The organism is Nocardia sp. NPDC050175 (assembly GCF_044459885.1).
GTDB lineage: Bacteria > Actinomycetota > Actinomycetes > Mycobacteriales > Mycobacteriaceae > Nocardia.
The window spans coordinates 107,350-120,327 of sequence record NZ_JBITJI010000002.1 but is presented as its reverse complement, the minus strand read 5'-3'; the positions used below and the strand labels follow the sequence as shown (position 1 = coordinate 120,327).

Annotated in this window: 13 protein-coding genes; 10 read left to right on the top strand and 3 right to left on the bottom strand. The window is 68.0% G+C overall.

Annotated features, from left to right (window positions below):
• Positions 1 to 51: 51 nt before the first annotated feature.
• Entirely contained in the window at positions 52 to 1,311 is a 1,260-nt protein-coding gene (locus ACIBK2_RS06120) for a KasA/KasB family beta-ketoacyl-ACP synthase (RefSeq protein ID WP_396964269.1), read from the bottom strand.
• 245 nt (positions 1,312 to 1,556) lie between these two features.
• On the bottom strand, positions 1,557 to 2,486 hold the full coding sequence (locus ACIBK2_RS06115) for a LysR family transcriptional regulator (protein ID WP_396965824.1): 930 nt from the start codon (positions 2,484 to 2,486) through the stop codon (positions 1,557 to 1,559).
• Positions 2,487 to 2,619: 133 nt separating this feature from the next.
• On the opposite strand from ACIBK2_RS06115, the gene ACIBK2_RS06110 reads away from it, so the two are divergent.
• The 10 genes from ACIBK2_RS06110 (at position 2,620) to ACIBK2_RS06065 (ending at position 12,602) form a co-directional block, all read left to right on the top strand.
• The gene (locus tag ACIBK2_RS06110; protein WP_396964267.1) at positions 2,620 to 3,567 is read left to right on the top strand and encodes an EamA family transporter; all 948 of its coding nucleotides are present in this window, start codon (positions 2,620 to 2,622) and stop codon (positions 3,565 to 3,567) included.
• 295 nt (positions 3,568 to 3,862) lie between these two features.
• The gene (locus ACIBK2_RS06105; protein WP_396964265.1) at positions 3,863 to 5,635 is read left to right on the top strand and encodes an FAD-dependent oxidoreductase; all 1,773 of its coding nucleotides are present in this window, start codon (positions 3,863 to 3,865) and stop codon (positions 5,633 to 5,635) included.
• A gap of 50 nt (positions 5,636 to 5,685) precedes the next feature.
• Complete coding sequence (locus ACIBK2_RS06100; RefSeq protein ID WP_396964263.1) at positions 5,686 to 6,321, top strand: pyridoxamine 5'-phosphate oxidase family protein; 636 nt, start codon at positions 5,686 to 5,688, stop codon at positions 6,319 to 6,321.
• A 69-nt stretch (positions 6,322 to 6,390) separates the two neighbouring features.
• Positions 6,391 to 7,626, top strand: coding sequence for a MurT ligase domain-containing protein (locus ACIBK2_RS06095; RefSeq protein WP_396964261.1), 1,236 nt, complete (start codon positions 6,391 to 6,393; stop codon positions 7,624 to 7,626).
• Between the two features lie 64 nt (positions 7,627 to 7,690).
• Positions 7,691 to 8,401 (top strand): type 1 glutamine amidotransferase, encoded by a 711-nt coding sequence (locus tag ACIBK2_RS06090; RefSeq protein ID WP_396964259.1) that lies wholly within the window; start codon positions 7,691 to 7,693, stop codon positions 8,399 to 8,401.
• A 112-nt stretch (positions 8,402 to 8,513) separates the two neighbouring features.
• Positions 8,514 to 9,212: a DUF2637 domain-containing protein gene (locus ACIBK2_RS06085; RefSeq protein ID WP_396964257.1), complete on the top strand. Its 699-nt coding sequence runs from the start codon at positions 8,514 to 8,516 to the stop codon at positions 9,210 to 9,212.
• Positions 9,213 to 9,278: 66 nt separating this feature from the next.
• Complete coding sequence (locus ACIBK2_RS06080; RefSeq protein ID WP_379281855.1) at positions 9,279 to 9,713, top strand: hypothetical protein; 435 nt, start codon at positions 9,279 to 9,281, stop codon at positions 9,711 to 9,713.
• A 158-nt stretch (positions 9,714 to 9,871) separates the two neighbouring features.
• A complete protein-coding gene (locus ACIBK2_RS06075) occupies positions 9,872 to 10,759 on the top strand; it encodes an ABC transporter permease (protein ID WP_396964254.1) in 888 nt (295 codons plus the stop codon).
• A complete protein-coding gene (locus tag ACIBK2_RS06070) occupies positions 10,756 to 11,823 on the top strand; it encodes an ABC transporter substrate-binding protein (RefSeq protein WP_396964252.1) in 1,068 nt (355 codons plus the stop codon). Before ACIBK2_RS06075 ends, ACIBK2_RS06070 begins: the two co-directional genes overlap by 4 nt.
• Positions 11,820 to 12,602, top strand: coding sequence for an ABC transporter ATP-binding protein (locus ACIBK2_RS06065; RefSeq protein WP_396964250.1), 783 nt, complete (start codon positions 11,820 to 11,822; stop codon positions 12,600 to 12,602). The genes ACIBK2_RS06070 and ACIBK2_RS06065 overlap by 4 nt, the downstream gene beginning before the upstream one ends.
• Before the next feature lie 7 nt (positions 12,603 to 12,609).
• On the opposite strand, the gene ACIBK2_RS06060 is transcribed toward ACIBK2_RS06065, so the two are convergent.
• Positions 12,610 to 12,978, bottom strand: a complete 369-nt coding sequence (locus tag ACIBK2_RS06060; RefSeq protein ID WP_396964248.1) for a type II toxin-antitoxin system VapC family toxin — start codon at positions 12,976 to 12,978, stop codon at positions 12,610 to 12,612.

Sequence of the window (12,978 nt, the reverse complement as noted above, 5' to 3'; positions counted from 1 at the left end):
CCCGAAAGACGTTGCGGCCCCGGTGCATACGCACCGGGGCCGCACTCTTTGCTAGTACTTGCCGAACAGCACCGCGGCGTTGTGCCCGCCGAAGCCGTACGAATTGTTCATCACGTACTGGACGTCGGTGTATCGCGCTGCGCCGCTGACGATATCGAGATCGATGTCGGCATCCTGGTTGTCCAGGTTGAGGGTTGGCGGTATCACGCCGTCGCGCAGGCTCAGCACCGAGATCGCGGCCTCCAGCGCACCGGTCGCGCCCACCGAATGACCGAGCGCCGACTTGGGTGCGTACACCGCGGGATGCTTGCCGATCGCGGCGGCAATTCCCTTGGCCTCGGCCAAGTCTCCGAACGGCGTGCCGGTCGCGTGCGCGTTGACGTGGTCGACCTCTGCACCATCGACGCCCGCGGTCTCCAGCGCGCGACGCATGGCACGGGCGTTGCCCCGCCCCTCCGGATCCGGAGCGACCAGGTGATAGCCGTCGGCGGTCAAGCCCGCCCCGAGCAGCCGGGCCAGCGGCCTGGCGCCGCGAGCCAGGGCGTGCTCTTCGGTCTCCAGCACGAGCAGGGCCGCGGATTCGCCGAAGACGAAACCATCCCGATCGCGGTCGAACGGCCGCGAGGCACGTTCCGGTTCCGCCACCCGCGAGCTCAGCGCCCGCATGTTCGTAAAGCCCGCCAGCGCAAGGGCATTGATCCGCCCCTCGACGCCACCCGCGACGATGATGTCGGCCTCGCCGAGGATGATCGAGCGCCACGCGTGCACCAGCGATTCACACCCCGACGAACAGGCCGACACCGGCGTGACCACACTCGCTCGCGCGCCGAGTTCCAGCCCGAGCACCGCGGCGGGGCCGTTCGGCATGGCCATCGGAATCGCGAACGGCGAGACCTTGCGATAGCCCTGATCGCGCAGGATGTCGTTCGAGTCGACGATGACCTCGGCGCCGCCGACGCCGGTGCCGATCGAGATGCCGAGCCGGTCCTTGTCCACCTCGGGCGCGCCGAGCGTTTCCCAGATCCGCTTGCCCATCACATAGGCGACCTGCTGGACGTAGGACATGCGCCGCTTCTTGATCCGATCGAGCTCGGCGGTCGGATCGCTCTTGAACTTCGCGCCGATATTGATGGGCAGCCGACTGCTCTCGACGTCCGGGTCGTCGAGCAACCGAACGCCACTCTCCCCCGCCAGCAGGCCCTTCCACGTGGACTCCGCATCGGCGCCGAGCGCGGAGGAGACCTCGACCGCGGTCACCACCACGCTTCGGAAGCCGCCGTTGCGAGTGGAGAACTCGGAGATATCACGCATCGTGTCAAAAATCCTTCATCGGTTCGGACGGCCTGTCCTGCAATCTATTTCGCGGATGCATGATCCGACATGTACGGATCTCTCACAGGGCACACCCGGCAGTTGTGGGAATGTGCCAACGACGCAACGGCGTTCAGCCCCCTAAGCTCTACAGCTGACCCCTGTACCTGCGCCTTCTCGGCCCAGTCCGCCGAGCGTTACGAAATCGCCTGTGGAAAGCCGACAATCAGCCTCGGTCGACGAAATCAGCTCTCACGCCGCGTGGTTGACCGAGGTGCCGACTCCGCGACAATGCTCGCCGCGGCATCACGGAAGGCCGCGAGGACCGCGGCGATGGCCGGACTGCTCTCGGCCCGAGGCCGAGTGGCCAGCTCGAACATGCGGGCGGCGCGGACGCCGGTGAGGCGCAGCAACGAGAGATCCTGGTGCACCACCGAGTAGCGGGGCATCAACGCGACGCCGTAGCCGCTGAGGACCAAGGCTTCGATGACCCGGAAGTCGTTGAGTCGCTGCGCTATTCGAGGTTGGACACCGGTCAGCGTTGCGATCGAACGGAGGACGTCGTCGATCGGGTAGCCGCCGCGCACGCTCAGCCAGGTCTCATCGGCCAGTTCCTCGGGCGCGACCGCGGCGTGGCCGGCGAGCCGATGGAACGGCGCGACAACGACATCGATGGGTTCGCGCATGAGCAGGCGCACGACGATGCGCGGGTCGGCGATGGGCGCGGCTCGCTCGTCGCGATGGGTGAGCACCACGTCGAAGTCGGCGAGCAGCCGGGTGGCTTCGGACGGCGGCAGGTCGACATCGCTCGCGACGAGATCGACGCCGCTGTGCGACAGCGCGGACAGCACCAGCGGCAACAACAGCGCGCCCGCCGAGGGGAACAGTGCGACCCGGACCCGGCCACGCGGCGAACCACGGTAGTTGGCCATCTCCGCGACGGCGCGATCCATCGCGGCGAGCACCTCGTCCGCGCGCACCACCAGCGCCCGGCCCGCGTCGGTCAGCCGGACGCGGCGGCCGTCGGGCTCGAGCAGCGCTACGCCCGCTTCCTTGGCGAGCACCTTGAGCTGCTGCGAAACGGCCGAGGGTGTCATCGAGAGCGCGGTGGCGACCGCGGCGATGGTGCCGCGGTCGGCGAACTCGCGCAGCACCCGGAGCCGCTCGACCGACATCGGCGGCCCATCCGGCTGGTCAGCCACGGTTTTGCCGAGCCGAGAGCGGCACTTCGATCATGAAGTAAAACTACAGTAATAGTCCACATTAATTCGATTGTTCTGATGGTTAGTCGCGCGCACGATTGACCACATGACCGCTCGTGACCGCCTGCTCGGACTGACCGTCGTCCTGCTCTGGGGACTGAACTTCCTCGCGCTGCGCGCGGGCCTCGACCACTTCCCGCCGTTCTTCTTCGCGGCGCTGCGCTTCGCGGTCATCGCGGTTCCGGTGCTGCTGTTCGTCCCGCGCCCCAAGGTCCGGCTGCGCTGGCTCCTGTTGTACGGCACCGGTTTCGGCATCCTGCAGTTCGCGTTCCTGTTCACCGCGATGCGCGCGGGCATGCCGACCGGGCTCGCCTCGCTGGTGCTGCAGTCGTCCGCGCCGTTCACCGTGCTGCTCGGCACGCTGTTCCTGCGGGAGCGGATCCGGCCGGTGCAGGTGGCGGGCATCGTGGTGGCGATGGCGGGCATGGCGGTGATCGGCTGGGATCGCCTCGAACACGCCTCCGTGCTGCCGGTGCTGCTGACGCTGGCGGCCGGGCTCGGCTGGGCCTTCGGCAATATCGGTGCGCGGCAGGCCACCGTCGAGTCCCCCGGCCTCAACACTATGCACCTGACGCTGTGGATCGCGGTCGTCCCGCCGCTGCCGATGTTCGTGCTGTCCGCCGCGACCGAGGGCCCGACCACCGGCCTGCGCGCGGTGGTCGATTCCTTCTCCGCGACCGGCTGGCCCGCGCTGGCCGCGATCGCCTACACCGCCATCCTCGCGACCGTGGTGGGCAGCGGCCTGTGGACGTATCTGATGAGCCGCTACCCGGCCGGCGTCGTCGCGCCGTTCACCCTGCTCGTTCCGATTGTCGGCATCGCCGCCGCGTGGGCGTTCCTCGACGAGACCCCGACACCGCTCTCGCTGATCGGCGGCGTGATCGTGATCGCGGGCGCGTTCGCCGCGACCGCGGGCAAACGCGCCGAGGTCGACCGGGCCCAGGCCGCGGAACTCGATGCGGCGGCCGGTACACCGGAACTCGTCAAGGCGTAGTTCGCAGGCGAATGTGCAAGGCCGCCTGACACCGCGCGCACCCCGCCGTGCCGTCCGCGCCGCTCGTGCCACCGAGCGGACCGGGCGGCACGGATATTTATGTGTGCCAAGAGGTTCGAGAAACTGTCGTCACAGGTTTGCCTATCCGATAGCCGATATCGCTATGCTCACATTCGCCGACCGAATCAGCCTTCACCTCGGGCCAGGCGCGGGGCGGGTACGCCGGTGCGGACCTGCCGCTTTACAGTAGTGACAACGTGTAATAAAGGTCCCGAGGCTAGGCACAGAGCGGCGCATGGCAGAAAATCGGTGGACCGTATCGCGGAGGACATTGCTTCGCGGAACGGCTGTGGCGGGGGTAGCGACAGCGGGGGCACTGACGGCCGGCGCGCTGAGATCGGGGCCTGCCGCGGCTGGTCCGGGCAGGCGGGTCGCGGTACTCGGTGGTGGCGTCGCGGGCTTGACCGCAGCGCACGAGCTGATCGAACGTGGCTTCCAGGTAACGATTTTCGAGCGCCGCGCGTGGGGCGGCAAGGCGCGCAGCGTGCCGGTGCCCGGCACCGGTTCCGCCGGGCGGCCGGATCTGCCCGGCGAGCACGGCTTCCGCTTCTTCCCCGGCTTCTATCAACACGTGCCCGACACCATGCGGCGAATTCCCTTCGCGGGCAACGCCAATGGCGTGTGGAACAACCTGGTCGCGGTGCCGGAGGCCCGCTTCGCCCGGCGCGACGGCGACGACTTCCGGCTGCCGCTCGGCCCGCGAGCCCGCACGGGGTTCACCCCGGACAGTTTCCGCGAGACCCTCGGCGCCACCATCTCGACCACGCTGAACATGCCTGCCGCCGAGGGCATCTACTTCGCCAACCGCCTGCTGGTGTTCAACAGCAGCTGCGATGCCCGCCGCCTCGGCCAGTGGGAGCACACCTCCTGGCGCGACTACGTCGGCGGCAACGCGCGCTCGCACGAATTCCGCGCGCTGCTCTCCCGCACGCTGACCAGCATCATGGTCGCCGCGAAGGAGGACGTCGCCAGCGTCCGCACCATCGGCAACATGGGCGAACAGTTCCTCGGCAACCCGGCCGAGATCGGCAACGACGGCGGCCTCGATCGAGTGCTGAACGGGCCGACCAACGCGGTCTGGATCGAGCCGTGGCTGCAGCGGATGCGCGAACTCGGCGTGCAGTTCGAGCTCGGCGCCGAGGTGCGCGGGCTCGACGTGCGCGATCGCCGGATCGCCGCGGCCCGGGTGGTGGACAAGTCCGGCGTGCAACGCACCATCGACGCGGACTACTTCGTGGTCGCCATGCCCGCCGAGCAGGCGCGGGCCCTATGGTCGCCCGACGTGCTCGCCGTGCGCCCCGAATTGGCCACGATGGACCGGCTCTTCTCCGACTGGATGAACGGCATCCAGTTCTATCTGCGCAGGCCCGCCGATATCTCCCGGGGCCACACCGCCTACATCGACGCACCGTGGGCGCTCACCTCGATCAACCAGAACCAGGTGTGGGCCCGCAAATTCACCGACTTCGGCGACGGCACCGTGCAGGACTGTCTTTCCGTCGATGTCTCCGACTGGAACACGCCGGGCATGCTGTACGGCAAGCCGGCCAAGGAGTGCACCCACGACGAGATCGCCCGCGAGGTCTGGGCGCAGATCGCGGCGCATCTCAACGATCGCGGCGACGTGCTGCGCGACGCCGACCTGCACTCCTGGCACCTCGACCCCGGCATCAGCTGGCAGGACGGTCCGCACCGCAACGCCAACGCCGACCCGCTGCTGATCAATACCGCCGGCTCTTGGGAGTTCCGACCAGAACCACACGGCGCGCTCGAAAACCTGTTCCTGGCAGGCGATTACGTCCGCACCAACGTGGACCTGGCCACCATGGAGGGCGCCAACGAGTCGGCCCGCGCCGCGGTGAACGCACTGCTCGACGTGGACGGCTCGAACGCCGAACGCTGCAAGATGTTCACGCTGTATCGGGCGGCCGAGCTCGAACCACTGCGCCGGATCGACGCGGATCGCTACGCCGCGGGCCAGCCCAACATGTTCGACGTCCAAATCTGATGTGACCGATCTCCCGACCGCCCAACACGATTCGGATGCTTGAATCGGGTATGCGCGAGCCCGTAGATCAGATCACCGACCCCGTCGACCTGCGAAATCTGCTCGGCGAGGTGCCGCCCCGGGCTGCGAACAAGGAGCGGGTCACGCTGCATCCCCGCGATCGCGACTGGATCGCCGCCACCCCGTTCCTGGTCATGAGCACCAGCGACGCCGCGGGCAACTGCGACGCGTCGCCGAAGGGCGACCCGGCGGGCTTCGTCCGGGTCCTCGACGACCGCACCCTCGCGATTCCCGAGCGCCCCGGCAACCGGCGGGCCGACGGCTACTTCAACATCCTCGCCAATCCGCACATCGGCCTGCTGTTCGTCATTCCGGGCCGCAGCCAGACGCTACGGATCAACGGGCGGGCCAAGCTCGTCCGCGACGCCCCTTACTTCGACGACATGATGGTGCGCGGGCACCGCCCGATCCTCGCCGTCGAGGTCGACATCGAGCAGATCTACTTCCACTGCGCGAAGGCGTTCCTGCGCAGCAACCTGTGGCAGCCGGAGCAGTGGCCCGACGACGGCCTGCCGTCCTGGCCGCACCTGGTCAAAGAGGTGCAGACCGACGTCACCGAAACCATCGAGGAACTCGAACGCCACTACGCCCCCGCCAACTACAACAGCAAGCTGTACCAGGGCTAGCCGCACCGGGTGGGCTACGCCACTGGCCCGGGCCGCGCCGGTAACGCTGGTCGAACATAGACTCGCGGCGTGGCAGACATTTCGGTGCGTGGGCGTATCGCCCTGCGGGCCGCGGCGGCAGCGTCGTGGGCCTCGCAGAAGGCCGGACGCGGCAAGGGATCGATGATCGGCGGGCTCATCGCGCTGCAGATCGACAAGACGATCATGGACCAGCTCGGCCGCGGCCGCCGCACGGTGCTGGTGACCGGCACCAACGGCAAGTCGACCACCACCAGGATGACCACCGCGGCGCTCAGCACGCTCGGCGCGGTCGCCACCCAGGCCGACGGCGCGAACATGGACGCGGGCATCGTGGCCGCGCTCAGCGCCCATCGCGGTGTCGAGCTCGCCGCGATCGAGGTGGACGAGCTGCACCTGCCGCACGTCACCGATGCGCTGAACCCCGCCGCCGTGGTGCTGCTGAATCTGAGCCGCGACCAGTTGGACCGGGTCGGCGAGATCAACATGATCGAGCGCAAGCTGCGCGCTGGCCTGGCCGGGCACCCCGACACCGTGGTGATCGCCAACTGCGACGACGTGCTGGTGACCTCGATCGCCTACGACCACCCGAACGTGGTGTGGGTGGCCGCGGGCAGCGGCTGGGCGATGGACGCGACCAGCTGCCCGCGCAGCGGCGAGCCGATCCTGTGGGAGGGTGAGCACTGGCGCAGCACCGGCGCGGATTTCGAACGGCCCGAACCGGATTGGTGGCTGGACGGCGATGATCTGGTCGGTCCCGACAAGCAGCGCTACCCGCTGACACTGGCCCTGCCGGGCCGGGCGAACCGGGGCAATGCCGCGCAGGCGGTCGCCGCGGCCATCGCGCTCGGCGCCGATCCGGCCGCGGCCGTCACCGCGACGGGCACGGTGCGCGAGATCGCGGGGCGCTACCGCACGGTGCAGGTCGGCGAGCATGCCGCCCGGCTGCTGCTGGCGAAGAACCCGGCGGGCTGGCAGGAAGCGTTGTCCATGATCGAGCCGAGTTCGGCCGGACTGGTGATCGCGGTGAACGGGCAGGTGCCCGACGGCGAGGACCTGTCCTGGCTGTGGGACGTGCGGTTCGAGCATTTCGAGGGCGTCCAGGTGGTCGCCTCCGGCGAGCGGGCCACCGACCTCGCGGTGCGGCTCACCTACGCGGGCGTCGAACACACCACGGTGCCGAACCCGTTGCGCGCCATCGCCTCCTGCCCGGCGGGGCACGTCGAGGTGCTGGCAAACTACACCGCATTCCGGGATCTCAACCGCGACCTCGAGGCCAAATCATGAGCGAACGAATCATGTCACAGCGTGCATCGCGCGTGACGGAACCGAGCGCCAGCGAGGTGCAGTCATGAGTGAATCGACCGTCCGCATCGGTTTGGTGCTGCCCGATGTGATGGGCACCTACGGCGACGGCGGCAACGCGCTGGTGCTGCGACAGCGGTTGCGGCTGCGCGGTTATGACGCCGAGGTCGTCGAGATCACGCTGGCCGACCCGGTTCCCGATTCGCTGGACATCTATACCCTTGGCGGCGCGGAGGATTCGGCGCAGCGACTGGCCACCCGGCATCTGCAGCGCTACCCAGGCCTGCAGCAGGCGGCCGCGAACGGCACTCCGGTGCTTGCCATCTGCGCCGCCATCCAGGTGCTCGGCCAGTGGTACGAGACCTCGTCGGGCGAGCGCGTCGACGGCGTCGCCATGATCGACGTGACCACCTCGCCGCAGCCCAAGCGCGCGATCGGCGAGGTGACCACCGCGCCCCTGCTGTCCGGGCTCACCGCGGCACTGACCGGATTCGAAAACCACCGGGGCGGCACCAAACTCGGCGGCGACGCGACGGGGCTGGCGAAGGTCACCCGCGGTGTCGGCAACGGCGTCGGCGACGGACTCGAGGGTGTGGTGCAGGGCTCGGTGATCGGCACCTACATGCACGGCCCCGCGCTGGCCCGCAATCCCGAACTGGCCGATCTGCTGCTGGCGCGGGCGCTCGGCGTCGCGGAATTGGCTCCGCTGCCGATGCCGGAGGTCGAGCAACTCCGCCGTGAACGTCTGCGCGCGTAGGTAGTCCAGCACTAGATAGCACAATGCCAGGTTGTTGCGTTATGGGTCGATAAACGCGACTCGACCGATGCGCTCCGGGGTGCTGGGCTATCTGCACGCTACGCTCCCCGCTATGACGACGATCACGCCGGGGTCACCTGCCGAATCAATGGCGCAGCCGGTAATGCCACGCCGTCCACCGATCTGGTCTCGCTGGCGCAGCATCCTACGGCCGCGTCCGTTGTATCTGTCGCTGATCGTTTCGTCGGTAGTCGCGCTCAAGGCGTTCGAGATGTCTTTTGCCGCACTACACCATCTGGCCGTGCGCAACCTGGTGGAAGCCGACCTGGCGTCCAATGTGCCGATCGCCATCGACGGCCTTGTCGTCGGCTCGATCGTCGCCACCGCGTCATTCCCGAAACGTAGTGCCGGCTGGTGGTATGCGACCGGACTTTTCGTGCTTTCGACGCTGGTATCGGTCGCCGGGAATATCGAATACGCGCGCGAGATCGGCGGCGGTGCGGTGTCGTTGATCATCTATGCCGGAATGCCGTTGACCCTGCTGTTCGCGGTGCACCTCACGCTGATTCTGCTCGGGCGCAGCACCGCCGCACGTCCGGTCCCGGACCTGGTGACCGCGGAGATCGAGCAATACGTCACGGCCGAGGAGCTGCCGGAGCAGCTGATATCGCCACAGCTCAACGGGCATGCGCAGGCCAACGGGCACGAGGTCGCGAAGCCCGCGGCGGCGCCCTTCGCCGCCGGACCGAACACCCCGATGCGTTTCAACACCTTCGACGCGGACGGCCGAAAGCTGGTCAACCACCGATAATCACGCGGCGACGCCGGAGGTAGTTAGTAACTCACCCACGCTCGACTACTTCGATGGAGAAAACGCATGTCTCTCACTGTCTGGCAGGACCAGGACGTCGATCAGTTTCGTGAAGTAGCGAGCAGGCTCGCCTCGGTGATCCAAAGCAGTGTGGACCGATCGGGTGCGCTGAGCCAACTCACCGAGTCGGTGGAAAGCGGGGACGCGTTCACCGACCTGTTGATCGAATTCGCCGGTCGCTGGTTCCACGAGACCGGCGGGCAATCGGTGTTGATCGGGCCGGAATTGTTCTGGCTGCTGTCGGAACCGAACCTGCGCAAAGGCATCAGCAGCGCGCTGCGCGGCCCGGAAACCGCGCCCGATCTGGAGTACTCGGTGAGCAGGCGCAGTCGAAAGCTGTTGCTGATCTGTGTTTTCGAGACATTGGCGCAGAACCAGTGGCTGGCGGGCAACATCGGCGAGCACATCGGCATGAACGGCAGCGTCAACGGAATAGGGTGACCGGCGCTGCGCCGCGTCCGCGATCAATTAAGTTCACGGCGTTTCTAACTCTCCCTTCGGCCCCCTCGCCACGGATAGCGTCGAGGTTTGCCGAGTTTTGAGGAGAGTGCCGTGTCCGACGTGGGCCTGCATCGGCGCGGACTGCCGCCGAGCGCCGCATGACCGCGATCACCACGCCGGACGCACCGACGGTGGGTGCGGACGCGCCCGCCGTCGCACCGCGGCGGTCGCGGAACTATCGCCGCCTGCTCGGTCCGGCGCTGACCCGCCTCGGTGCGCTCGCGCTCGTGCTCGGCCTGTGGGCGGTGCTCACGGCGACCGGTCTGGTCGATCCGCTGTATCTGCCGTCGCCGCACGCGGTGTGGGATGCCTTCGTACGGGCCAACTCCCGGCATCAGATCGCGGCGGGCGTCGATCGCACGGTGATCGGTGAGCAGAACTACTACCTGTGGGAGCATCTGCTGGCCAGCCTGCAGCGGATCGGCGCCGGGGTCGGCCTCGCGATCGTGGTCGGCCCGCTGGTCGGGTTCGTGATGGGCATGCTCACCCCGGTGCGGCTGGTCACCGAGCCGATCCTGAACTTCCTGCGGTCGCTGCCGCCGCTCGGCTATATCGGCCTGCTGATCGTCTGGTTCGGCATCGGCGACATGTCCAAGATCTGGCTGCTGTTCCTCGCCGCGTTCCCGCCCATCGCCATCGCCACGTTGAGCGGCGTCACGGGCGTCAAGCAGGACTATCTCCATGCCGCCCGCTCGTTGGGTGCCGGTCGCGCCCAGGTCATTTCGCGCGTGGTGCTGCCCGCCACGCTGCCCGAGGTGATCGGCGGCATCCGGATCGCCACCGCGTTCGCCTGGACCACCGTGGTGGCCGCCGAGCTCAACAACGGCATCCCCGGCATCGGCGGCCTCGCGTATATCTCGGGTACGCAGCTGAATACGCCGCTGACGATCGCCTGCATCATCGTGATCGGCTGCGCCGCTCTCGTGCTCGACTCGGTCATCAAATTTCTTGGTGCCAAAGCAGTTCCGTGGAAAGGCAAGGTATGAAATCCGCAGTCCGCCGGGCGGTCACCGCAGGTTTGGCCATGGCGGCCGTTGTCGCGACGACCGCAGGGTGTGTCCAGTCCGGTCGCGGCGATACCGGAGCCGAAGGGGCACAGTCCGCCTGCCCGTTCGCGGCGGATCCCGGCGTGACCACGCAGGCCAGGATCGGCTACCAGGCCATCCCGAATGCCGATCTGCTCGTGAAGGATCGCGGGCTGCTCGCCGCCTGCCTGCCGAACGCGAAAGTCACCTGGAGCCAGTTCTCCTCGGGGGCCGACGTGGTCCAGGCGTTCGGCGCGGGCAGCCTCGACATCGGCACCATGGGGTCGAGCCCGGCGACCAAGGCGCTGTCCGCGCCGCTGAACCTGCCGGTGCGGGTGCTGTGGATCCACGACGTGATCGGCAAGTCGGAATCGCTGATCGCCAAGGACAAGTCGATCACCTCGCTGGCCGGGCTGCGCGGCAAGCGCGTCGCGACGCCGTTCGGCAGCACCGCGCATTACAGCCTGCTCGCGGCGCTCGGCAAGGCAGGCCTGGCCGCTGACGTGCAGTTGATCAACATGGCACCCGATGCGATTCCCGGCGCCTGGAACGGCGGTCAGATCGACGCGGCCTGGGTGTGGGATCCGACCCTGTCCAAGCTCGCCGAATCCGGCGGCCACCTCATCACGTCCAGCGCCGACACCGCGGCCGCCGGCGCGCCGACCTTCGATCTGGCGGTGGCGAGCAAGAAGTTCCTCGACGAGAACGCGAAGTTCGCGGTGGTCTGGGCGAAGTTGCAGGACTACGCGGTGACGCAGCTGCGCACCAAGCCCGACGACGCGGCCGTCTCGATCGGCGCGCAGCTCGGCATCGAGCCCAAGCTGGTCGGACCGCAGCTGGCCGGGTACACCTACCTCGGCGCGGCCGAGCAGGCCGACGCGAAGTACCTGGGCGGCGGCTTCGGCGGCGATCTGCACAAGACGGCCGAATTCCTGTTGAGCCAGGGCGGAATCGACGCGATCGGCGACGAATCCGCCTACCGCACCGGCATTTACGCCGACGCGGCTAAGGGTGCGAGCTCGTGAGCGACGAGCTCCGCGTCGCTCTCACCGGGGTGAGCAAGAGTTATCCCGGTGACGACGGCCCGACCCAGGTGCTCGCGCCGACGGATCTGACCATCGAGGGCGGCGAGTTCGTCTGTGTCGTTGGCCCTTCCGGCTGCGGCAAGTCGACGCTGCTGAACATCCTGGCCGGATTCCTCGAACCAACCGAGGGCACGGTGCAGGTCGGCGGTCATCCGATCGCCGGGCCCGACCCCGACCGCGGCGTTGTCTTCCAGCAGCCCAATCTCTACCCCTGGCTCTCGGTTCGCCAGAACGTCGAGTTCGGCCCGAAAGTCCGTGGCGTGCCACGCAATCAACGCACCACCGACGCCAACCGCATGCTGGCCCTGGTCGGCCTCGACCACCTCGGCGGTCGCCGCCCCTACGAACTCTCCGGCGGCCAGCAACAGCGCGCCCAGATCGCCCGCGTCCTGGTCAACGATCCCCAGATCATCCTGATGGACGAACCTTTCGGCGCCCTGGACGCACTGACCCGCGAAAAACTGCAGGGCGAACTACTCACCCTGTGGCGCGACCGCAGAAAGACCGTCCTCTTCGTCACGCACAGCATCGACGAGGCCCTACTCCTCGGCACCCGAGTCCTGGTCATGGGCACCCGCCCCGGCCGGATAATCTACGACGAGCCAACCACTTTCAAGACCGCCCTGACCGACCCCACCTTCACCACCCTGCGCGCCCACCCCGATTTCATCCACATGCGCGACGAGGTCTCCGCGCACATCTACGCCGCCCACGCATAACGCGGCCTCACACCGGGAGAACGGCGACCTTGTACCGCTGACACCACGGGTCACGCGTGACCAGCGTGAGATCCTCACATTGCGCCTGCGCCACCAGCATTCGATCGAACGGGTCCCGATGAATCAGCGGCAGCCGACCGGCCGCGGCCGCGTGGTCGAGGCCGATCGGTAGCGGGATGAACCCGCCGTTCCCGATGTAGTCCGCGAGCCCGACCGGCCCGTCCAGCTTGCCGAGGGCCTGCTTGATGGCGACCTCCCAGATCGTCGCCGCGCTCACCAGGATGTCCGGGTCGTGGGTGATCTGTTCCTTCATGTCATCGGACAGCGTCGGATCGTCGGTCAGCCACCACAGCACCACGTGGGTGTCGAGCAGCAT

Bases quoted from the DNA above. Each gene is read 5' to 3' on its own strand.
- ACIBK2_RS06120 (WP_396964269.1), bottom strand. From the start codon at position 1,311: ATGCGTGATATCTCCGAGTTCTCCACTCGCAACGGCGGCTTCCGAAGC.
- ACIBK2_RS06115 (WP_396965824.1), bottom strand. From the start codon at position 2,486: ATGTCGGTCGAGCGGCTCCGGGTGCTGCGCGAGTTCGCCGACCGCGGC.
- ACIBK2_RS06110 (WP_396964267.1), top strand. From the start codon at position 2,620: ATGACCGCTCGTGACCGCCTGCTCGGACTGACCGTCGTCCTGCTCTGG.
- ACIBK2_RS06105 (WP_396964265.1), top strand. From the start codon at position 3,863: ATGGCAGAAAATCGGTGGACCGTATCGCGGAGGACATTGCTTCGCGGA.
- ACIBK2_RS06100 (WP_396964263.1), top strand. From the start codon at position 5,686: ATGCGCGAGCCCGTAGATCAGATCACCGACCCCGTCGACCTGCGAAAT.
- ACIBK2_RS06090 (WP_396964259.1), top strand. From the start codon at position 7,691: ATGAGTGAATCGACCGTCCGCATCGGTTTGGTGCTGCCCGATGTGATG.
- ACIBK2_RS06085 (WP_396964257.1), top strand. From the start codon at position 8,514: ATGACGACGATCACGCCGGGGTCACCTGCCGAATCAATGGCGCAGCCG.
- ACIBK2_RS06080 (WP_379281855.1), top strand. From the start codon at position 9,279: ATGTCTCTCACTGTCTGGCAGGACCAGGACGTCGATCAGTTTCGTGAA.
- ACIBK2_RS06075 (WP_396964254.1), top strand. From the start codon at position 9,872: ATGACCGCGATCACCACGCCGGACGCACCGACGGTGGGTGCGGACGCG.
- ACIBK2_RS06070 (WP_396964252.1), top strand. From the start codon at position 10,756: ATGAAATCCGCAGTCCGCCGGGCGGTCACCGCAGGTTTGGCCATGGCG.
- ACIBK2_RS06060 (WP_396964248.1), bottom strand. From the start codon at position 12,978: ATGCTGCTCGACACCCACGTGGTGCTGTGGTGGCTGACCGACGATCCG.